Here is a 22,850-nt window from a genome sequence, read left to right as displayed (position 1 = left end):
AGCCATAGTTATGTTATAAAATTTATTACAACAAAGGTACGACTTTTATTTAGAACGACCAAATTTTTTCTCACTTTTTTGAAAAATAAACACAAAAAAGTCGTTTATATGAAATAAAATGGTTATTTTTGCATTAATTTTCAAGCTCAAAGCCGAGTATATCATAATTATTAGTCAAGAAGCATAGATATGAAGCAAATATTGTGGTTTATAAAAACGTATTTTACGTTTGTCATTTTGTTCAGTATTCAGAAACCATTTTTCATGATATTGGAAAAGGCTTCTGCTACACAACCTATCGATAATATCTGGAGCGAAATGCCTACAGTGATGTGGTACGGTTTATCACTCGACCTCTCTATGGCTGGTTACCTCACCGCACTACCGGGTTTGTTGCTCATCGCAATGATTTGGTTTCGTAAGGAGATTATACGTCCCATTCTGAATGTTTATTATATACTGGCATCTTTCCTGGTTTCCATTACATTCATACTGAATGCAGGATTATATCCATATTGGAACTTCCCGCTAGATAGCACTCCATTATATTATTTCTTTACTTCGCCAAAGGATGCACTTGCAAGTGTTGGAGGGCTTTACATCTTTTTTGCTCTCCTCATCACTGTGCTGCTTACCATAGCCGTCTGGTTCGCACTCCGCATGCCTCATACCCAGAAGCGCTATTCCAGCAGATACAGCAACTATGGTTTTGGAGATTTCGGCAGTGGTCGTAGAACATACTACTCTGACATAGAGCATCATCGTATGCGCCATTCTCTTATTCTGTTGCTGCTTACTGCCCTTCTCTTCATCCCTATCAGAGGAGGATTTACTGTATCTACAACAAATACAGGAAAGGCATATTTCAGCCAAAATGCGTTTTTGAATCATGCTGCCGTCAATCCGATGTTCAGCCTGTTTGAATCACTGACCCATCAGGAAGATTTTGCATCGCAATACCGATACATGTCAGAAGAAGAAGCTAACAAGCTCTTTGCTCAAATGGTAAGCTCAAGCGACCAGAACACCTACCCGCTCCTGAATGAAGAAGCTCGGAAAAACGGAAAGCCGGATATACTTATTATTATTATGGAAAGCTTTGCCAACGACATCATGCCTTCCGTCGGAACACATAAAGACGTAGCGGTCTGCTTGGACTCAATAGCCAGAAAGGGAATTTTCTTCCCAAGATTCTATTCCAACACTTTCCGCACGGATCGTGGTCTGGTTGCTGTTTTGAGCGGTTATCCTGCACAACCTACAACCAGCATCATGCGCTACCCGGCAAAATCTGCACAATTACCATCATTGGCACGTTCATTGGCTAAAGCAAAGCATTACGGCAATGCATATTATTATGGTGGCGATGTTGATTTTGCCAACCAGCGCTCTTGGCTGGTTTCCCAGGGCTATGAGAGAATCATTTCAGATAGTGATTTCCCTATAGAAGACAAATTGAGCAAATGGGGAGTACACGATCATATCGTAGCCAACCGGCTGCTTGCAGACCTCAGGAAAGAACAGAATGCCAAACAGCCTATGCTGAGAGTATTCCAGACATCAAGCAGTCATGAGCCATTCGATGTACCATATAGCAGACTGAAAGATAAGCGTTTAAATGCATTTGCTTACACTGATAGTGTCATAGGTCATCTTCTGCGTGAATACAGCAAATTGCCTAGATGGAAAAATACTTTGGTATTACTCGTTGCCGATCATGTTGGCGCATACAAAGAACATCTTGACAACTTTGACCGCAGCCGCTATCAGATTCCACTTATCATGACCGGTGGAGCAATAGCTCGCCCAATGAATGTAAAACTCATAGGAAGTCAGCATGATATAGCAGCTACACTGCTCGGACAATTAGGCATTCCTCACAAAGACTTTTTGTTCAGCAAGAATATGTTGAGTGATGCTACGCCTAAATTTGCATTCTTTGATGTACCCGATGCTTTCGGCATGGTATCAGAGGAGAATTCTATCATCTACGACAACAAATCCAAAAAGGTTGTTTATGATAAAGGCAAAAAAGGTTATAACCTGAAGCGAGGCATGGCTTATCTACAGAAGTTGTACGATGACTTGAGTGCAAAATAGCCCAAACGACAGGGCAACAGATTATCAGAAACAAGAAAGCGAACATTACAGAATTTCATAAAGAAAGACTATGATAGAATTACTTCATCAAATAGAACAGATTGATACGCAGATTTTTCTGTTTTTCAATGGTTTTCACAACGTGTATTGGGATTACTTCATGATGATTTTCTCAGACCGTTTTGTATGGGTTCCGTTCTATGCCAGTTTTATCTTTGTACTGCTTAAGAATTTTCCTGTCAAGGTTGTGATGAGCACTATAGTTGTCATCACTCTGATTATCTTGTTTTCAGACCAGACTGCATCAGGAATTCTGAAGCCATTAGTAGCAAGAATGCGTCCCAGCAATCCTGATAATCCTATCAGTCCGATGGTACATGTTGTTCAAGGATATCGGGGTGGCAGATATGGTTTCCCATCTTCTCATGCAGCCAATGCATGGAGCATGGCCTTCTTTGCACAATATCTGGTTCGCCGGAGCAAACTCACGATATTCTTATGCCTGTGGGCATTGATAACCAGTTATTCCCGCATGTATCTCGGTGTACACTATTTTGGCGACATCCTGATTGGTACCCTCATTGGTTTTCTCTATGCCACCTTATATTATTATATATTTCAGTATTTTTTAAGGAAGCATACCGAACGTTTTAAGCCCAACCACGACATCAGATTTGCAAGCGTCCCTATCATTACGGGGCTCGTTTCTATTTGGGTAATCATTTGTACCAGTGGAATACTATCTTTTTATAGCATACCACTGAGATAAACAAATGTATAAAAAGAGTTAGATTATAAAAATGGTTTAGATTAACATTATTATTAACATATAAAATTTAAAGATTATGAAGAAATTATCAATTCTTGCATTTGCTATGGGCCTGATAGCTTTCACAGCATGTTCTGAGAAAAAGGCACCTGCACCAGCTCAGGCAGAACAGACTGTTGTAACCGATTCTGCATTTCAGGCTGCCGCAGCCGGTGAATATAAGAGCGCAGATGGTGAGCGTAGTGTAACTTTGAACAGTGATTTCTCTGTTAAAGTAAAAGGCCTTAACAAGGAATTTTACAAGTGGGAATTGCCAGCTAAGCCAGAAGGTAAAGCAGCTGTGATTATCCTGAGCCGCAAGGGTCTTGATGCCGATGTTCAGGAGCAGGCTACACTCGATACAGAAGAAGGTTCTATCATTATTAAGAACGAAACATTCCGCAAAAAGTAATAGAATATGAACCTGGTATAAAAGCAAAACGCCCTCGCTTCACAGCGAAGGCGTTCCTTTTGGTATTAGTTTCATTTAAGGTAAAAAGATTGTATTCAGGATAACGATGCAAAGATAGACATATTTTTCGAAACGAACGAATCTTTTTATATGTTTAAAAACATATTTTGTGAATTATTGCTCCCAAAACAAAATTATCTGCCAGATAATTTCGGTACTTACAATTAAATTTGTATCTTTGCACCATAAATTTAAAAATTATTCTTTTTATTGAATTATGGCAATTAATGAAGAAAACAATTTGGAAGAGAAGAAAAGTATCTCTTTCGTAGAACAGTTAGTTGAGGAAGACCTCAAAGAAGGCAAAAACGGAGGACGAATCCAGACGCGTTTTCCGCCAGAGCCTAATGGTTATCTGCATATCGGCCATGCCAAAGCTATCTGCATGGACTTTGGTGTTGCAGAGAAATATAATGGTGTTTGCAATCTTCGTTTTGATGACACTAACCCTAGCAAGGAAAACAATGAATATGTAGAGAATATTCTTCAAGACATCCAGTGGCTCGGTTTCAAGTGGGGCAATATCTACTATGCTTCTGACTACTTTGAGAAGCTTTGGGATTTTGCTGTCTGGATGATCAAGAAGGGCAATGCATATATAGATGAACAAACTGCTGAAGAAATTGCACAGCAGAAGGGTACTCCTACCACACCAGGTACTGCTAGTCCATACCGTGATCGCCCAATCGAAGAAAACCTTGCTTTGTTTGAGAAGATGAATACTCCTGAGGCCGTAGAAGGCAGCATGGTTCTTCGCGCAAAACTCGATATGGCGAATCCAAACATGCATTTCCGCGATCCTATCATGTATCGTATCATCCAAACTCCTCATCACCGTACAGGAACAAAATGGCATGCATATCCTATGTATGATTTCGCTCACGGACAGAGTGACTACTTTGAAGGGGTAACCCACTCTATCTGTACATTGGAATTTGTACCTCACCGTCCGCTTTACGATAAGTTCATCGACTTCTTGAAGGAGAAGGACGGAACTGCAGATGTATTAAACGACAATCGTCCACGTCAGATTGAGTTCAACCGATTGAACCTCACTTATACAGTAATGAGCAAGCGTAAGCTTCACCAGCTGGTAGATGAGAAACTGGTTATCGGATGGGACGACCCACGTATGCCTACTCTTTGCGGAATGCGCCGTCGCGGTTACTCTCCTGAGAGTATTCGTATGTTTATCGACAGTATCGGTTATACTAAGTTCGATGCTCTCAACGATATGGCCTTACTCGAAGCATCTGTTAGAGAAGACTTGAACAAGAAAGCATGTCGTGTGAGCGCAGTACTTGATCCTGTAAAACTCGTAATTACCAACTATCCGGAAGGTGAAACAGAGGAAATGGAAGCAATCAATAATCCAGAAAATGAAGCTGATGGCACACACACCATCACATTCTCTAAGAATCTCTGGATAGAGCGTGCTGACTTTATGGAAGATGCTCCTAAAAAATTCTTCCGTATGACTCCGGGTAAAGAAGTTCGTCTGAAGAATGCTTACATCGTTAAGTGCACTGGATGCACAAAGGACGAAAATGGTGTTATCACTGAGATTCAGGCAGAATACGATCCTATCAGTAAGAGCGGCATGGAAGGTGCCAACCGTAAGGTTAAGGGTACATTGCATTGGGTATCAGCAGATCACTGCGTAAAGGCAGAGGTGCGCGAATACGACCGTCTCTTTATGGTAGAAAATCCATCTGCTGATGAACGTGATTTCCACGAGTTGCTCAACCCAGACAGCTTCCACGACTATCCTAACTGCTATGTTGAGGAATATGCAGCCAACAAGAAGCCAGGTGAATATCTCCAGTTCCAGCGTATCGGTTATTTCATGGCCGATCTTGATTCTACTGCAGAAAAACCGGTATTCAACAAAACCGTTGGTTTGAAGGATACATGGGCAAAACAGAATAAATAAATCACCTATATCTGTCTCAGTTTCAACAGCTGAGACAGATATTATTTATATTCAAGATAACAAATGAATACAGCAGAGCTTTTTCTTTGGATACTCGACAATTTAAATTACTGGGTAGTAACCCTTTTCATGGCTATCGAGAGTTCATTCGTCCCATTCCCATCAGAGGTGGTTGTTCCACCTGCAGCATGGAAAGCCATGGATCCTGATAGCGGAATGTCGTTTATCCTGGTCATCGTATTTGCCACCATTGGTGCCAATATCGGTGCACTTATCAACTATTATTTAGCTAAATGGGTAGGCCGCCCTATCATCTACCGTTTTGCCGACAGCCGCATCGGACATATGTGCCTGATAGACCGCCAAAAGGTAGAAGTTGCAGAAGAGTATTTCCGCAAGCATGGAGCCGCATCCACTATTTTTGGGCGCCTGGTACCAGCTGTCCGCCAGTTAATCAGCATTCCAGCCGGTTTGGCAGGTATGCATGTAGGCAAATTCTTGCTCTATACCACAATCGGTGCGGGCATCTGGAATACAGTTTTAGCAACCATCGGTTGGGGTATTTACCAATATACAGACTATAAAACAACACAAGATGTATATCAGCAGGCATTAAAGTATAGTCATGAGCTCGGTTACATCATCTTGGCTCTTGCCGTTGTTATTGTAGCATTCCTTGCATACAAGGGGCTCAAGAAGAAATAAGAAACTATCCCCCATCCTGCTTCCTCAAGCGGGATGGGGGATTTTTTCTTTCGTATAATTACTTATCTATCTTGTATAGCATTTCATCATGGCAAAACATAAATGGATTCAAGTGACCTATTCCTTGATAATCCAATCACCTATCGTCCGCTGGTTGCTGTCATAATTTACACCAATCTTAAACAGACGCTTACCATCGGCAGAATATGGAATCAGATATCCCTTTTCATCTATCTGTCTGATAGCTTCCTCGGCTGAACCATCATATTTCAACTCGAAAACAAATACGGCATCAGGCATATACACCACGGCATCAGCCCTACCTATCGCACTATCCTCCTCTACCCTCATGTGTGCTCCCATCAGGTTAAAGATAAGATAGAACACTGTCTGGAAATCCCGTTCACTCTTGTTACTCAATCGGTTGGAAATGCTGGCAAGATAAGCCTTCAGGCGCACCATCGCTCCCTCAACGTCTGCCTCATAGAGCTTTTCCAGGAAATCACCTACCAGACTATTGTTATCCAGTGATATTGGTGAAAGATAGTTAGGTGCAAGACTCTTGAGCATGCCAATCTTAACCTCTCTGTTAGGATATTCCAAGGTATAACGTTGCAGCATCGGGTTATACTTCTTGATGGTGAGATAACCACTCTGATAGAGCAACGGAAGCGCAGAAGTCATCATTTCCGGCGAAACATCAAAGTCATCCACATCACATGATTTCTTCTCAATATCCATCACATTGACGTGATACTTCTGCAGCGTCTTGATAAGATAAGTCGGCGTACCCGAGCCAAACCAGTAAGGAGCTATATCCCGTGCATTCAGTGCCTTTACCAGACTGAACGGATTGAATACATCTTCAGATTTCTTACTGAAATGATAGCCGTCGTAGAATCTTGTCAGCTCTGCCAGACACTCCTCATACGTCATACCCAGGTCTTCTCCCAAAGCCTCTATATCCGGTTTCATCTGAGTGGTAAGTTCCTTCTTGCTGATACCGCAGATAGCCGAATACTGGTCGAACATACTGATGTTATCGAGGTTATTCAGTTCGCTGAAGATGCTGAGCTGCGAGAACTTGGTGATACCCGTGATGAAGGTAAACTCCAAGTATGGATCGAGCATCTTGATGGGACTATAGAAGTTCTGCATGATGAGGCGCAGCGGTTTCAAATTTTCCTTTTCATGCACTACATCCAGCAAAGGGGCATCATATTCATCAATGATAATCACTACCTTATTACCCGTCTGCTTGTATGCTTCTTTCACCAGGTCTTTCAAACGGAGGTTAGCGTCCACCTGATGCGTCTTGTATCCCCAGATCGTTTCCTGCTCTTCAAGCATATCTGCCAGGTATCTTTCCAGCTGCTCCACTCCCATGTGCTTGGCGCCGCTCAGGTCGAAATGCAGCACAGGGTGCTTCACCCAATCCTTCTCATAATCAGCAATGGCCAATCCCTCAAAAAGTTCTTTCCTTCCCTCGAAATAGGCCTGGAGGGTAGATGCAAAGAGCGACTTTCCGAATCGTCTTGGACGACTCAGAAAGACATACTTCATTTTTTTCTCTCGAAAATCCACGATGTATGGGGTCTTATCTATATAGAGATAATTACCCTCTCTGATATTCGAGAATGTCTGTATTCCTACAGGATAGAAATTTACCATTTTTGCCATATTCCTACATGCTTTACGTTTTGCGCTGCTAAGTTACGAATATTTTTTTGAATAGGAAAATTTTGGGAGAGATATTTTTCACAATTATCTTTTGCACTATTAAATTAATAATTGCTTGACAGAAACTTCTACTACCCCGCCATTTCCGTCACTAATGACCACAGGACGATTGTATAAAGCCTTTTCTACCAACATATCATGCTGAGCTTCAACTAAGCCTGATTCAACTTTGTTGATAAAGCCCTCAATCTCACTTTCACTCATAATCCTTAATTATTTTAAATTTAACAATATCCTTAATCTTTGTTGGAATAAGATCTGGTTGCTAAAGTGGTTTTAAATTCTTTTGGATGCAAATATACTGCAAAATCTTGATAACGCCAAATATTTGAATGAAATTAACATCATTATTGGTCAAATAACTGAACTTTCGCATATCAGGAAGTTAAAGGAATTAAGGTAGTTAAGGAGTTAAGACGTATGTCTTGCTGATTAAAAAACTACGCCAAAAAGACTGTTGTCTTAACTCCTCAGCGACCGTAGGGAGCGATAACTCCTTTAACTTCTGAACTTGCGAAACTTGAATTCAGTAAGTACAATAAATCTCGGAAAATTCGTTGATAAATGTAACAAATCGTTAAAAAAGATGCCTACTTCCTACGAAGTAGACACTTTTTTGGGGGAAGTAGACACCTTTTTTCAGAAAAAAACACTATATTTGCCAACGAAAGAACTATTAGGAAACATACCTAAGAATAGAATTGGAAAAAGACAGTATATTTTTACATACTATAATAATAGATTAATATGAGAAATTATTTAACTGGAAAAGAACGATTACTGGTTGCAGCACTTGCTTTAATTCTTCCATTTTCTTTCGCGAAAGCAGAAGCAAGAGAAGATGGAAAGACGGGGCAGCAAGGCTGGTATGTAGGAGTAGAGGGTGGAATGCCTTTCGGCTTCTCTACCTTCTCAAGTTTCGGACACGACAAGACGCATCCCGGTTGGGCTGCTGGCTTATATGTCGGCTATCGTTTTAACTCCATCTTCTCGGCTGAGTTATCTGCCAAGTATGGAGAAATGAACTTGTCGGCACAAGACTGTTGTGTAGAACGTAACTATTGGTTGGGTAGCGACGGTGTGCGTTACAAGGCAGGTGTCCTAGGCATGGACAGTTGGGAATATGCCAATCTGAAAAGCCATGTCTCTATGGGACAATATGGAGCCAGAGTAAATATCAACCTCCTTGGGTTGTTCCATCAAACAGCTGACAGCCGATGGGATTTGGCAGTATCACCTCATATTTATGCAGTAACTACCAAGGCTGATATCCAGACTATAGCCGATGATGCCAAAGTGATAAAAGGTTCTACCAACTGGCATTTGGGTTATGGTGCAGACTTGCAGGTGGGCTACCAACTGACCTCATGCCTGAAATTGGGCATCTATTCCGGTTTGACTCGTCTTACTGGCGAACGTATGGATGGAATGCCGGAATATCAGCATAAGAACAACTTCTTGTGGGAAAGTGGCATAAGATTAGGAATCAACTTGCCTTTTACCAATCATCATCCGTAACTCCTAAAACAAGATAGAGAATGAAAGCAAAAAGAAGATTTAATATTTGGTTATGGGTGCTGTTATGCGTCCCATGCCTGTTGACAAGTTGCGACCATGATGTTCATGATGACAAAGAAGAAAGCGGCTTGTCGGTATCGCTCATTTGGGCTGATGAAGCCGACCAAGGTACGGAAGTGAAGGATGTAAAACTCTGGATATTCAATGCCGATGACGGCTCGCTTGTAGAGGAAAAACAATATGGCGGTGCACAGGAGGTGGCAAGCCAACGCTTCCAACTCCCGGAAGGGCATTATCAGATATTGGCTATTACCAATCTCATAGAGCCATTCTTCACCACTGACCAGACCAGAGCTTTGACTAATTGGAACAATATCCAGATAGGTTTGACCAATCCTAAAGATGTGAAGCATAATGCCTATTTCGGAGTTGCCGATGTGAAGATAGACAACAAGGAAGGCAGCTATGTGGTGCAAACCCCTATAAAGAGCGTGCTTTCGGAACTGACCATCATCATTGAGAACATACCGAAAGGCACAGAGATGAATGGCAAGGTGTTGGATTGTGCCGGCTGCCTGTTCCCAACACTGAAGAACAGTGATGGAGACTACGGTTTGCCGAGCATAGAGCCAGCGGAAGTGGAACTCCCTACCCTCCTGGCTACGGAATCAACCCTGAAATCGGAAATCATCCGGCTGATGCCGACCATACAGGGAAGCCCCGCCTCTCATATTTATCTCCGACTACAGCTCCCAGACAAGACCTTGCAGGAGTTTGACATCACTGCTCCTAAGATGAATGTTGGTGGAAAGTATGAGCTAAGGTTCAAGTACGAAGAAATGCAGCCGAAGATGAATCTGGAAGCTACCATCAACGGTTGGACGAACCTCAACAATGAAGTAGAAACCAAATAATAATAATAACTTTTAAAATATGGATAATATGAAAAAGATGACGAAGTTTTTCGCCCTTGCACTCTTAGCAGGTGCAATGGTTTCATGCAGTACAGAAGATACCGCTTCTACAACAGCAAATGGTAAGGTTGCCGTGCAGTTTACTGGTGGTATCAGCGTAAACACCCGTGCCAGCGGAACCACTTGGGACAACGGTGACCGTATCGGAATCACCGATATCGGCAACGATACCCGGTACGGCAACGTGCCTTTCATCCTGAAGAACGGGAAATTTGAGGCAGAAGGAAAGGTTATCTATTTCGAAGATACAAAGACCCATACTTTCCGCGCCTACTATCCGTACAACGCGGCGGGAGGCATCCTCACAGCCACGACCGATGCCACGGCGCAGCAGAACCAGCCTGCCATCGACTTTCTCTTTGCTTCAGGAGCCACGGGAGACAAAAGCAGCCCGGTGGTGAGCTTTACCGACAAAACCTACAAAGGCGGTGAAGACAACTCCTTCCACCACCGCATGAGCCGGATAACCCTTACCTTCGAGGCGGGCGATGGTGTGGATTTCAACGTGGTCAAGCCTGAACGTTACACGCTGGACGGATTGTTACTCACCGGTACGTTCAACACGGCCGACGGTATTGCCACCGCAGACAACGGACTACAGACCGGAGAACTGACCATGAATCTGGCAGACGGCAATCTCACGTCATCGGTCATCCTCTTCCCGCAGACAGTTGCATCCCTGCCGTTGGTTGTGAATTACAAAGGTCAGGAATATCCTGCCACACTCACCATGCCCGATGGCGCACTGCTGGCGGGCAACAACTACACCTATACTGTCAAGGTGAGCAACAAAGTCCTTGAAGTCAGCGAAGCCACCATTGCAAAGTGGAACGATATAGACGGTGGAGAAGTGGATGCTGACCTGTAAGATATTAATAATTAATTGATTAGAATGAAGAATTATGAGACATAGATTATTTATCCCCGCAGCCACCGCACTGCTGTTCGCCCTCGCCGCCTGCACACAGGACGAACTGGCTGACGGTAGCCGTCTGTCCAAAGAGGAATATCCTATAGTCATCCATGCCACCGGACTGTCCGTGGAGGCTGCCCCATCAACCCGTGCATCCGTGGACGGCGACTGGCAGGGCATCAATTCCGTGGCACTCAAGATTGGCGATGCGGTAAAGAAATACACCGTTACGGCTACGGATGCCGACGGCTACAAGAGTGCCACGCTGACCTCCAACGACCCGTACTACTGGATCAGCCGCAACCCGATTACCGTATCGGCATGGTGGCCCTTCAACAATGCCGACATCACACAGATGCCTGCCGTGAAGGTGGCAGAAGACCAAAGCAAACTGGCTGACTTCCAGAACAGCGACTTCATCTCCGCCGAAAACCAGACGGTGAAATTTGATGACCCGACACTTGGATTTACCCACCGCACGGCACGCGTGGCAATAGAACTGAAGCCCGGCACGGGATTCACAAGCGTGGACGGTGCCACGGTGAGCCTCGTAAGCCTGTCTGCCGATAACGGCAACCCGACCGCCATCAAGACTTACAACGCAAGCGGCAACACCTACGAGGCACTGACTGCCCCGCAGACCGTTCCGGCAGGCAAGCCGTTCGTCAAGGTGGAACTCGGCAGCGGCACCTTCTACTTCCGCCCACAGAACAACGTCGTATTAGAGGCTGGCAACCGCTATTCTTACACCGTCAAGGTGAACGCCACCGGCCTGACGTTAGAGGGTTGCACCATCGGCAGCTGGGCTGACGGCGGCGGCGAGAGCGGCACAGCCGAGGATTTGGGCTACATCTACGACAGCAACACCAAGACCTACACGGTCTATAACGCCGACGGCCTGCTGGCATGGAACGAAGCCTCACAAAAAGATGAATCGATAAATTGCACCCTCACCGCCGACATCGACATGACGGGTAAGGAATGGACACGGTCAGACATATTTACATTCTACTCCGGCGTCTTTAATGGACAAGGACACCGCATTACAGGATTTAACTCTTCAGCAATGAATAATACTGGATTTTTGGGTTCACTCTTAAGTGAACGTGGAGTGATAAAGAACCTACAACTCATAGATGTGAATCTGTATGGCAGTAGTGGAAATACTGCAGGAATAGTGGGCCGAAATCATGGCCAAATCATTGCCTGCTCTGTGACGGGAAAAATTTCTGCATCATATGGTGGAACTTGTGGTATAGCCGAATCAAATTATGGCGATATCATCGCTTGCTGGTTCGACGGCACATTGAAAGAGTCTAACAATGGAGCTATAGTGCGTTATAACTACGCTGATATAACTTCCTGTTATTGGGGAGGCAATGCCGGGCAAGGAGTATTCCGTATTGAAGGAGGAACGGTAGATGCCACGAAGGTGGACGGCGCGACAGTGAAATGGCAGACAGCCGTCGACGGCATGAACACCGCCCTCACCGCTGGCGACTACCAGTGGGCACTAGGCACCAACGGTCTGCCCGTACTGCAAAAGAAACAATAACAATCTCTAAACAACACGCATCATGAAACGAACAACCATTCATATATCCGCAGCCATCGTCCTGCTGCTCGGCCTTGCCGCCTGCACACAGGACGAAGCGGGCTTCCTACCGGAAGGGGCGGAAGGCACCCCCATCGTCTTCACCGCCACGGGGCTGAATCCCGCCGCGACAGCCATCGCCGGCACCCGTGCCCCCGTGGATGGCAATTGGACGGGTGTGCAGAGCGTGGCAGTGCTGATGGACGGCACGGTGAAGACGTACAACGTGACGCCCTCCACCGCCGACCCCACCAGCGCCACGCTGACTTCCACCGACCCGTACTACTGGACCAACCACAACAACATCACCGTCACAGCGTGGTGGCCCTACACCGCTGGCGAGACAACCCAGCCTGCTGTGAAGGTAAAAGCCAACCAAAGTACCCAGAAGGACTTTGAGGGCAGCGACCTCATCGTAGCCGACGGGCAGAAGGTGACCTACGGTAGCCCCACGCTCCGCTTCACCCACCGCACGGCGCGGGTAACCATCGTTCTGACGGACTACACCGAGGGGCTGGCATCCGTGCAGCTGACGGGACTCTCCACCGAAGGCGACAACCCGGATATAATCGTCCCGTATGACAAGGGCAGCAACACCTACATCGCCCTCGTAGCCCCGCAAAGTGTGGCAGCTGGCACGACCTTCATTACCTGCACCTTCACAAACGGCAAGACCTTCGTTTATAAGATGAAGAATGCTACCGTCTGGCAGGCGGGCGGAGAATATACCTACACCGTCTCCCTCGCTGCGGCAAAAGACCTGGGCTATACCATAGAGAGCAACGGCAGCTACACCGTGACCTCCGCTGATGGCCTGATGAATATAGCCAAATTAGTGAACGGAGGTAAGACCGACATAAACATTACCCTCGACAAAAACATTGACTTGACGGGCAAAGGCTGGACGCCGATAGGCACAAGCTTCGATAACTCATACAAAGGCACTTTCGACGGCGGCGGCCATACCATCACGGGGCTGGCCGTTACGACAAATGACCAATTTGTGGGTCTGTTCGGCTATCTCAATAGAGCTGGTACGGTGAAGAACGTGGTGATGGAAGGCATACAGATAACAAGCAATCACATGTTTGGCTGTACTGGCGGCGTGGTAGGATATAGCTGGGGCACCATTGAAAACTGCTCGGTGTCGGGTAGCGTCAGCGGCACGGATTGTGTCGGCGGTGTGGTGGGTTCACAAAAGGCCGGTTCCATCATCGGGAGCAGCTCCTCTGCCACAGTGAAGGGAACGCACTATGTCGGCGGTGTGGCAGGAGAAAAATGGGGCAGCATGACCGCTTGCTATGCCACAGGCAACGTGACCTTAGAAATAGCTTCCCAAAAGAATAACTTTGGCGGCGGTGTAGTGGGATTAAACGGAGGAAGCCGCGTCCTTGCCTGCTATGCCACGGGCAACGTAACCAGTACGGGTAGCAGCACCGGCAATGTGCATATCGGCGGCTTGTTTGGAGATAGCTACACCACCGTGACCGCCTGCTATTGGAAGAATAATCAGGAACGAGGCTATAAGACCGCCCCCGAATCCACGAAGGTGGACGGCACTTACGTTACCTGGCAGAAAGCCGTCGATGCCATGAACACCGCCTTGCAGAACGCAGGTTCAAAGTGGCGTTACGAACTTAACGGAGCATTGCCTACCTTGAAGAAGCAGTAAGCCGTTGCGGGCGGAAATGTTCCGCCCGCAACGAACATTAACCGACAAGGGTCTATATGCCACGGTGAAAAGGTGGCGTATAGACCCTTTTTGCACTATTATACTTCCTTCCAGTCAACAAGTCCCTTTCCCATATCATCCAGTTCTATGGCAAGGGCAATCACCTTGCGCTTATCAGCCTTGAAAGGTTCGGCATACTGCTTGGCTTTCATCTGCTCCGTGGCAGCATCCACGCCACCGTTGTTGCTCAGTTTCAACTCCAGCACATAGATGAAGTTGGTGGTTTCTACCACCATATCTATTCTGCCCGTAGCAATCATCTTTTCTACTTCTACCCGGCAGCCGATGGCATTGAATATGGTGCTCATAATCAGTCGGTAGCGCTCTTCCATATCCATGCTGGCAAGTTTCTTGTTGCTGTAAGGTACATCCGCAATAAGCGCCTTTAGGCATTTCATGGCTTCAGGAAGATTGCCAAGGCTGAGGTGAACATTCAGAAATGCCTGAGTAGATTGAAGGTCATTATTCTTGCGCATGGCAAGCGTTGGCAACACGATTTCATTCAAGGCTTGCCGAACCTCGAAGTTAGGAATGCCAAGAAGATAAGTTCCGTTTATGTAACCCTTAATCGTGAGATAGCCCGACTGATAGAGAAACAGCTCTGCTCCACCGCCTGTTACGTCAGAAGTTTCTATGATTGTGTCCAACAGGGCACTATGATCAAAATCCTTCAAACGAATTTCCATGTCATCCACAAACTTTGGAAGCAGCGAGGTTGCACCCGATGAAGCCCAGTAGTTCCTCAGTTTAGAATCAGCGAGTGCATTGATAAGACTGAATGGATTGAAGACATCAACCATATTTTCATGGCTGAAATGATAGCCGTCATAATAAGCAGTCAATTGCACTACGGCTTCATCGAAAGTCCATCCCTTACTTGCTGCCAACTTGTTGATTTCCGGTTTGAAATCACGTAAGACTTCTTCCTTCGTGATACCGCAGAGAGCCGCATACTCAGAATCAAAGCTGATGTTGCTCAGATTGTTGAGCACAGAGAAGAGGGAGATTTGCGTAAACTTGGTGATGCCGGTGATAAAAACAAACTTTTCGTATTTATCATCTGCCTTGAGAATGGCAAAAACCTCTCTATAGATAGCGGTACATGCTTCGTGGTGAGGAGTTTTCCAGGAATGCTGCAATGGAGAATCGTATTCATCGATAAGGATGGCAACCTGCTGTCCGGTTTGCTCATACGCCCCCACGATTATTGCATTGAAGCGGTCGGCAAGACTATCTGTAGGGTCAGGAACCAATGAATATTCTCCTTCGTATTGTCTGAAAATATTATTGAGATAAGAGCGCAATGTTTCCGGTTCTGCGCCTGCACGACTCATATCCAGTCTGATGACAGGTCGCTTCACCCATTCCGTCTCCATCTGCATGATCTTCAAGCCCTCGAAGAGTTCCTTCTTTCCCATGAAGTAGGTTTCAAGCGTATCGACCAGCACAGATTTACCAAAGCGGCGTGGGCGGCTCAGGTAATTATACTTTTTCCCCCTATTGGCAAGTTGCCAGATAATATCTGTCTTGTCAACATACAGGCATCCTTGCTTTCTGATTTCCTCGAAAGACTGGATGCCTACCGGTAATTTTCTATCATTTATCTCTACCATAATTCCTAATCTTTGTTTTCCAATTGCAAATTTACGATTATTTTCCGAAACCGCCATACTTTTCTCATCTTTTTTGCACTTTCTTACTGAACTTTCGCATGGGGGGAAGTTAGAGGGAAGTTAGAGGGAAGTTAAGGGACAAATGTCCTGCATTTTAAGCTAGAAGACTATTGTCTCTTAACTTCCCGAACGACCGTAGGGAGTGATAACTTCTTTAACTTCAATAAATTCCCACACTGGCGAAACTTGAATAACTCCTTAAAATTCGTTAACTTCTGAACTTGCGAAACCAGAATCTAATATGCAAAACTTCAAGTTTTCTGCGTTAATATTTGTTTAAAAATCAGTCCTTTTTCGGTATTGTTAACTTCTTTTATCTGATAATTGTTTAACACAACATAAGACGGGATTCCCTACCCTACTCACTTTTTCAAAGATTTCAGCGGTAAGAAAAGAGGAAAAAAGGGACCCTAAAAAAAAGGCACCCATTTCGGGACCAAAAATAAACGCTTAAAATATGTAAAAACGGGCTGAATTCTTAAAATATGTTTATAAAAAGCGAAAAACACCCTTCACCACCCTTCACCCGTAACTATTTGACACACAAAACCTTAAATAAAAAGGTGAAGGGTGAAGGTTTGAAAACTCTTTTTTATATATACGCGCGGCAAGGAAAAAAATCCGTTTTTTCATTTTTCTGATTATCTGGTTTTTCCAAAAATCCTAAAAAAAAGAATATAATATAAGATTTAAAATATACCCTTCACCCTTCACCTCGTCACTTTTCCGATGTTTCGCTTCTTCACTACTTCTTCTTCAAAATACCCCAACAAAAATGGGCGCAAAAATGCTGCGTTAAAAACTTTAACCTAGGTTATTCTTTGTAAAAAGTGAGGGCTATAGCCTTCACTTCCAATGTGCAGCTTTTTGTGTAACTTCGCAGCATGGAAAATAATAACGTAACAAAACAAGAAGTGCTGAAATTTTCAGCAGAAATGGAAGAAGAAGCCAGCATAAAACTGGCTATCGCCAAAGTATGTGACGTAAATGTCACAGACATCAGAATAGTAATGGGTGGACGCGACACAATATCGGAAAAGATAAAAAAAAAGATAATCACTCCTGAAATCCTCTACGCAATGGATAAAGCCATTATATCCATTCTCATAAAAATGGATCTGGAGGATGCCTGCAATGGTACGACCTGGGAATATGAAGGAAACATCCAAGGAAAAACCAGATTCTGGTATTACTGCGATGAAGTGAGCAAATGGATACTGCACAAAGGTTCGGTATACTGGGACGACCTCAGCAATAGTTTGAGCAACTGGAAAAATATCCTATCCTACAATTCTGTTGCGATGAAAAAGGCGGAATTAAACCAAAAATTCAAACTCATAAAACCCAAAAAGAAATGAAAGAAAACAAAACCACAAACGAGACCGGAAAGAACCCGGAAACAGAACAGGAGAAAGAGGTCTTGCCCTCTTTTTTCCAGACTCTGAAGACCTCTACCAGCAAGCCTCTCCCCAACAGAGAGGTGCTGGAGTACAACATCATGCATTCGGCACCGGTGAAAACCAATACCGAAGGCTACAGGTCGATGACGAAGGTGGACAAGAGAACGGCAGAGGACATCAAGCACAGGCTGCCCTGCATCACTCCCAGCGTGCAGCTCAAGGGAAGCTCCAAGAAGCTGACTGACTTCAGGAAGGAAACCTACTGGCTGATGCTCGATTATGACGACGTGCCCCCCAAAAACATCGCGGCACTCAGGCAGAAAGCCCGGAAAATCCCCTTCACCATGGTCTTCTACATCACCGTCTCGGGCAAGGGATTCCGCATCCTGCTCAGATATATGCGGCCTGAAGGATGCAATCTCACTGCCACCGAACTCCACCTGCTCGCCATCAGGAAAGCCATGAGCATGTACGACAAACTGCTGGGTATCAGCAGCGACAAGCAATGCCAGGACATGGTGAGGAGTTGCGGACTGGCTTACGACCCCGAGGCTTACTTCAACTGGAATGCCGAAGTTCTCCCCATCACCCGGGAGGAGGTGGAGAACTTCGAAAAATCCACAAAGCAACAGGAGGAACAGAACAGGAAAAGGCAGACGGAGGCTGAAAAGCCCAGAAAGAAAAGCCCGCGCAAACAGGAAGAAGAGACGCCACCCAAGACGCTCACCACCGAAGAGATTCTGCAGTATGTAGACAAACTGGCTGAGAACTGGGAGGAGCGGTTTGAGGAGCATCATCACAACAGCTACGTAGTGAGATACGCCACATTCTGCCTCTGTTTCGGAGCCCAAATGGAGGAGGCTGTGAAACACATGGCAGATAAGTTTGGCGGCGAATATGCCGATACCGAGCGGGTGGCACGAGAGATTTACAAGCACACCGAACGGCTGGGAACCTGGAAGATAAGACAGCAGGGAGATGATGAGCAGAAACGCTATACCAGCATGAGAGCACTGCTGGGATGGCTGGGAGCCCGATATGAAATGCACCACAACACGCTGAGCAACCAGTATGAAGTGCGCGCCATCAACACCGGAGAGAAACTCTATCTCGACTGGACCGAAGTGGATACCCGGGTGAGCAATTCCCTGTTCGTGAAGATGGAACTGGATAACATCTGCACCACCCAGAAAAAGCTGGATACGGTGATAAGAAGTAACTTCAGCCCCGAATTCAACCCCATGGAGGAATATCTGAAGAGTCTGCCGAAATGGGACCGAAAGACTGACCATATCGCAGAATTGGCCCATCGGGTAACCGTGATGCAGACCGGCGGTTACCGCCATACGGAGGAGGATTTTGCCTATGCCTTCAGGAAATGGCTGGTCAACATGGTGGTTTGCTGGGTTCGGCCCGATGTCACCAACCAGTCTATCATGGTTTTCGTAGGCAAGGGCGGCATCTTCAAGACCACGTTTTTCGACCATCTTCTGCCGCCCCATCTGCGCAAGTATTTCGCCAACGATTCTACGGGCGACTACAAGAACAAGGATTTCCTGCAGATGTGTGCCAGCAAGGCGATCGTGTGTCTCGATGAGTTCAGCTGTCTGCGCGGCAAGAACCTGGATTCCTTCAAGAGCAACATCACGAAGCGCAACATCAGCATGCGAATCCCTTATGCCGAGTGGGACTGCATCTTGCAGAACAATGCGGGGTTCTGTGCCACGAGCAATGAGGTTCATATCATCGATGATGAGGAGAACCGCCGTTTTCTCATCTGGCGCATCGAGAAGATCAAGAGTCCCATCGACTTCCCCTTCAATTACGAGGGCATCTACTCCCAGGCTGTGGCACTGGCTCAGGAGGTGATAGAGAAGCGCCGGAGGGGTGAGCCCTGCGACTGGGTTTACTGGTTTACGAAGGAGGAGAACGAGGAGATTCAGCGCCACAATCTTTATTTCCGTGTAAACAACTACATAGCCGAGCGCATCAACAAGTTCTACCGTGTTCCTGATGCCGATACGCCGTCCGAGTTCTGCAAGTTTGTTACGGCGAGTGATGTAATGGAGCGCATCTGCACGAACCCCGCCTTCCGCCAGTCGATGTCGAACAAGGATATTTCGATGTTCATGGAGGCGCTGGGGTTCAAGAAGATTCACCGCAAGACGGGCAACGGCTGGAAGGTGATAGAGATGCGTCCTGACGAGATAGAGAACAACCAGAAGATGGATGGCAGCGAGAATATTCCGCCCGAGGATCTCCCATTTTAGGAAATTCTGCTTCGGAGATAATTTTTTATCTTTCGGAGATATTTCCGTATCTTTCGGAGGGATTTTCTTATGATTCGGAGAGATTTTATTCTAACAGGCAGAAGAAAGAAGCAACTGACAAAAACAGACTAAAAAGAACAAATTATGATAGAAGACAGAAGTTACGGGAAGGCAGAGCTCGCCATGCTCTACTTTCCCACCGCTACCCCCAGGGTAGCGCTCAACCGGCTGGTAAGATGGATCAACCGGTGCCCCGAGCTCAAGCAGAGCCTCTGTTCGGGCTACGCCGGCAAGTTTTCCCACTTCTACACCCGGCAACAAGTAGCAGAAATCATCGATTTTCTGGATGAACCATAAAAAATCACCCTGGAAGGGAATGCATACAACACACTATGCATATCCCTTCCAGGGTGAGTTTATTATAGGAAAAAATACCCGTTTTTTAAACGCTTTTTCCCTTAGACTTCCAGTCGTCAATCGTCCCCGTCTTAGACGAGAAATTGCAGCCTATCAGATAAATCGTTCTGTTGTCTGTAGCATACTCACGGGCATATCCTTTTTCCTCGATTTGTTTCAAGGCTTCAGTCGCTGACCCATCACGCTTAAATTCGAAGATATATACAAACATTGGGGTCTCAATAATGCAATCAACCCGTCCTTCACTTTGCTCCTTTTCTATTAGAACGGTAAAACTGCTTATCATGCGAATCACCAGATAGAAGGTATATTGAAAGTATCGCTCTTTTTCCCGCTCGTCATCTTTACGACGTTGGCTATAGGGTATACTGGCGAAGAAGGAAGTGAGTAATTTCTCCAATTTGTCACAATCTCCCATCTTCATCGTATTAACAACTTCTACGACCCAAGCGTCAGGCGATTCCTTGGGCTTCAGATAGTTGGCAGCCACCATGGTTACGAAACCAGCTTTTACTTCATCGTTTGGAAAATCCAAGAGATAAGAATCGGTATCCATGTTCCAATCCTTAATGGTGAGATAACCACTCTGGTAAATCATTGGCAATGGAGCCTCTGTATCCGCCTTGTAATCTATAAAACTGCTGGTAGGATAAAATTTCCCTGTCAGTTCATTGAGGTTTTCGTCGAAGTGAGCTAATAAGCGGACCAGATAAGTAGGCGAACCTGTACGGAACCAGAAATCACTCAGGATTTTCTTACTCAGTGAGTTCAAGATACTGAAAGGATTGTAGATGTCGAGCATGCTTGGGCTGAAATGGTAACCGTCATATTTGCGCTTGAGCCGATATTTCATCTCATCCTCAGACACTTTATATCTTGCAGCCATTGCCTTGATTTGCTCATCAAAAACAGAATACAGTTCCTCTTCCGTGATGCCGCAAAGAGCCTCGTAGCGGTCGTCCATGCTGATGTCATCTGGTTGGTTGAAACCACTGAATACGCTTACTTGCGAGAACTTGGTAACACCTGTCAACAGCACGAATTTCAAATCTCTGTCAGCAGCCTTGAAGACACTATAGAAACCTTTCATAATCTCGCGATGTCGGTCTTCCAGCAAACGTTCGTTGCCTTCAGAATCGAAGGTCTTTAACCCTGAGTCTAAAACATCCAGTAAAGGTTTGTCATATTCATCTATCAGGACAACGGCGCCCAGTCCTGTCTTTTCGTGGGCAGCTTTCAAAACAGCCATAAATCTGTCTCCCAAGGTGTTGGCCAATGGGTTTCTGCCATAATTCAGTTCTTGGGTTTCAACAAAAGTCTGCAAGGTTTTTTCCAATTCGCCAGCCTGTGTGAAATTCTTGCCGTTGAAATCTATATGAAAAACCGGATATTGCTTCCATTCTTTTTCTAACTGTTCGATGGCAAGACCTTTAAACAATTCTTTTTTTCCTTGGAAGTAGCATTCCAGGGTAGAAATCAACAACGACTTTCCGAATCGTCTTGGACGACTCAGAAAATATATTTTCCCATTATGCACTAAATCATAGAGGAGCTTGGTCTTGTCGAGATAAACATAACCGCCATCTACAATTTCACTAAAGTTTTGTATACCTATAGGATATTTCATATTGTTGCTTTTTATTGAATTTTTGGCAAAGTTACGAAAAAAAATGGTATCTGCAAAATAATGCGGAATAAAATGTCTTTATTTTCAGATAAAAGCAATTCTTAATATCCCTGCGCTCCGCTATACATCGTTGAAAGTTCAGTAACATAAAAAAATACCACTTTTTTCAACCTTTTTTTCCCGAATCCCTGCAAATCGCACAAATCGCATAGTTGGGGGGTCGGGAATGTTGTATCTTTGTATCGTCAATCAGAGAGGTTGATGCAGCAACGGTCTCAGCGGAGACACAGACTGCTTTTTACTAAAACTAAATTTTTAAAAGTATGATTCTTATCAAATTAGCGAAGAACAAGAACAAGACTATCAAGGAAGCGTATGGCAAGTATTATGCGCGACCAGTAGTAACAGAAACCATCGGTATCGATGAACTCGCCGAACACATGGCGAGCCACAACACCCCGTTCTCGAAGGGTGCCATCAAGGGCCTTCTCACCGATATGGTGAGCTGCGTGAAGGAGCTCGTGCTCCAGAACAAGGCTGTGAAGATAGACAACCTCGCCATCTTCTCCATCGGCATCATCAACAAGATGGGAGCCGCCAGCATCAAGGAGTGGAGCCTCGCCAAGTTTGTAGAAGGCTACCGCCTCAGAGCACGTGCTACAGGCAAGCTCAGCAACACCCAGCTCTCTCTCGATGCCAACGCCAAGAACGCCATGGATCTCCTCAACTCTAGCGAGAGCGCTGCAGGCGATACCACCACTGGCGATACCACACAGGGCGGCGGAACCACTGGGGGCGGCGGAACATCACAAGGCGGCGGTACATCACAAGGCGGCAGTACCGACGGAACAGGCGACAACGGAGACGGCCTGGAGTAATGATCCGTCTCTCAAATATGCAAAACGACAGAAGAAGGAAGGAGTGAACTGACCGGCGACAGGGATATTCCGAAGGCACAAAGCGGCTGGTTTTCA

18 protein-coding genes are annotated in these 22,850 nt (G+C 45.5%); 14 read left to right on the top strand and 4 right to left on the bottom strand.

Annotated features, from left to right (window positions below):
* The first annotated feature begins 189 nt into the window (after positions 1-189).
* The 5 genes from NNC77_RS02465 (at position 190) to NNC77_RS02445 (ending at position 6,018) form a co-directional block, all read left to right on the top strand.
* Positions 190-2,100, top strand: a complete 1,911-nt coding sequence (locus tag NNC77_RS02465; protein WP_254969709.1) for an LTA synthase family protein — start codon at positions 190-192, stop codon at positions 2,098-2,100.
* A 70-nt stretch (positions 2,101-2,170) separates the two neighbouring features.
* Entirely contained in the window at positions 2,171-2,869 is a 699-nt protein-coding gene (locus NNC77_RS02460) for a phosphatase PAP2 family protein (protein WP_117694862.1), read from the top strand.
* A gap of 76 nt (positions 2,870-2,945) precedes the next feature.
* Complete coding sequence (locus tag NNC77_RS02455) at positions 2,946-3,320, top strand: hypothetical protein (RefSeq protein WP_022121194.1); 375 nt, start codon at positions 2,946-2,948, stop codon at positions 3,318-3,320.
* Between the two features lie 277 nt (positions 3,321-3,597).
* Positions 3,598-5,313 (top strand): glutamine--tRNA ligase/YqeY domain fusion protein, encoded by a 1,716-nt coding sequence (locus NNC77_RS02450; RefSeq protein WP_117694859.1) that lies wholly within the window; start codon positions 3,598-3,600, stop codon positions 5,311-5,313.
* A gap of 63 nt (positions 5,314-5,376) precedes the next feature.
* Complete coding sequence (locus tag NNC77_RS02445) at positions 5,377-6,018, top strand: DedA family protein (RefSeq protein ID WP_117726887.1); 642 nt, start codon at positions 5,377-5,379, stop codon at positions 6,016-6,018.
* 117 nt (positions 6,019-6,135) lie between these two features.
* On the opposite strand, the gene NNC77_RS02440 is transcribed toward NNC77_RS02445, so the two are convergent.
* Both NNC77_RS02440 and NNC77_RS02435 read right to left on the bottom strand, forming a co-directional pair.
* Positions 6,136-7,698: an ATP-binding protein gene (locus NNC77_RS02440; RefSeq protein ID WP_254969710.1), complete on the bottom strand. Its 1,563-nt coding sequence runs from the start codon at positions 7,696-7,698 to the stop codon at positions 6,136-6,138.
* A 99-nt stretch (positions 7,699-7,797) separates the two neighbouring features.
* Positions 7,798-7,962 carry a hypothetical protein gene (locus tag NNC77_RS02435; RefSeq protein ID WP_254969711.1) on the bottom strand — a complete coding sequence of 55 codons (165 nt, stop codon included), beginning with the start codon at positions 7,960-7,962 and terminating at the stop codon, positions 7,798-7,800.
* A 543-nt stretch (positions 7,963-8,505) separates the two neighbouring features.
* On the opposite strand from NNC77_RS02435, the gene NNC77_RS02430 reads away from it, so the two are divergent.
* Genes NNC77_RS02430 through NNC77_RS02410 form a run of 5 tightly spaced genes read left to right on the top strand, consistent with a single transcriptional unit; the run spans position 8,506 to position 14,429 of the window.
* Entirely contained in the window at positions 8,506-9,276 is a 771-nt protein-coding gene (locus NNC77_RS02430) for an outer membrane beta-barrel protein (protein ID WP_254969712.1), read from the top strand.
* A gap of 20 nt (positions 9,277-9,296) precedes the next feature.
* Positions 9,297-10,190 carry a FimB/Mfa2 family fimbrial subunit gene (locus tag NNC77_RS02425; RefSeq protein WP_254969713.1) on the top strand — a complete coding sequence of 298 codons (894 nt, stop codon included), beginning with the start codon at positions 9,297-9,299 and terminating at the stop codon, positions 10,188-10,190.
* Positions 10,191-10,218: 28 nt separating this feature from the next.
* Complete coding sequence (locus NNC77_RS02420; protein ID WP_254969803.1) at positions 10,219-11,118, top strand: fimbrillin family protein; 900 nt, start codon at positions 10,219-10,221, stop codon at positions 11,116-11,118.
* A 34-nt stretch (positions 11,119-11,152) separates the two neighbouring features.
* Positions 11,153-12,718 (top strand): fimbrillin family protein, encoded by a 1,566-nt coding sequence (locus NNC77_RS02415; protein ID WP_254969714.1) that lies wholly within the window; start codon positions 11,153-11,155, stop codon positions 12,716-12,718.
* A 22-nt stretch (positions 12,719-12,740) separates the two neighbouring features.
* Positions 12,741-14,429: a fimbrillin family protein gene (locus tag NNC77_RS02410; RefSeq protein WP_254969715.1), complete on the top strand. Its 1,689-nt coding sequence runs from the start codon at positions 12,741-12,743 to the stop codon at positions 14,427-14,429.
* 98 nt (positions 14,430-14,527) lie between these two features.
* Here the strand turns inward: NNC77_RS02410 and NNC77_RS02405 are convergent, their stop codons facing one another.
* Positions 14,528-16,102, bottom strand: a complete 1,575-nt coding sequence (locus NNC77_RS02405) for an ATP-binding protein (protein ID WP_254969716.1) — start codon at positions 16,100-16,102, stop codon at positions 14,528-14,530.
* 944 nt (positions 16,103-17,046) lie between these two features.
* On the opposite strand from NNC77_RS02405, the gene NNC77_RS02400 reads away from it, so the two are divergent.
* The 3 genes from NNC77_RS02400 (at position 17,047) to NNC77_RS02390 (ending at position 20,189) form a co-directional block, all read left to right on the top strand.
* On the top strand, positions 17,047-17,520 hold the full coding sequence (locus NNC77_RS02400; protein ID WP_117693175.1) for a hypothetical protein: 474 nt from the start codon (positions 17,047-17,049) through the stop codon (positions 17,518-17,520).
* Positions 17,517-19,832, top strand: a complete 2,316-nt coding sequence (locus tag NNC77_RS02395; protein ID WP_254969717.1) for a BT4734/BF3469 family protein — start codon at positions 17,517-17,519, stop codon at positions 19,830-19,832. Before NNC77_RS02400 ends, NNC77_RS02395 begins: the two co-directional genes overlap by 4 nt.
* A 144-nt stretch (positions 19,833-19,976) precedes the next feature.
* A complete protein-coding gene (locus NNC77_RS02390) occupies positions 19,977-20,189 on the top strand; it encodes a DUF4248 domain-containing protein (protein WP_254969718.1) in 213 nt (70 codons plus the stop codon).
* A gap of 85 nt (positions 20,190-20,274) precedes the next feature.
* Here the strand turns inward: NNC77_RS02390 and NNC77_RS02385 are convergent, their stop codons facing one another.
* Positions 20,275-21,876, bottom strand: coding sequence for an ATP-binding protein (locus NNC77_RS02385; RefSeq protein ID WP_203069301.1), 1,602 nt, complete (start codon positions 21,874-21,876; stop codon positions 20,275-20,277).
* A gap of 323 nt (positions 21,877-22,199) precedes the next feature.
* Here NNC77_RS02385 and NNC77_RS02380 point away from each other — a divergent pair, with 323 nt between their 5' ends.
* Complete coding sequence (locus NNC77_RS02380; RefSeq protein WP_117726898.1) at positions 22,200-22,754, top strand: DNA-binding protein; 555 nt, start codon at positions 22,200-22,202, stop codon at positions 22,752-22,754.
* The last annotated feature ends 96 nt before the right edge of the window (positions 22,755-22,850 follow it).

This window comes from Segatella copri (genome assembly GCF_024330485.1).
Lineage (GTDB): Bacteria > Bacteroidota > Bacteroidia > Bacteroidales > Bacteroidaceae > Prevotella > Prevotella copri_L.
The sequence above is the reverse complement of the archived record's forward strand: the minus strand, read 5'-3'. Positions and strand labels throughout refer to the sequence as shown.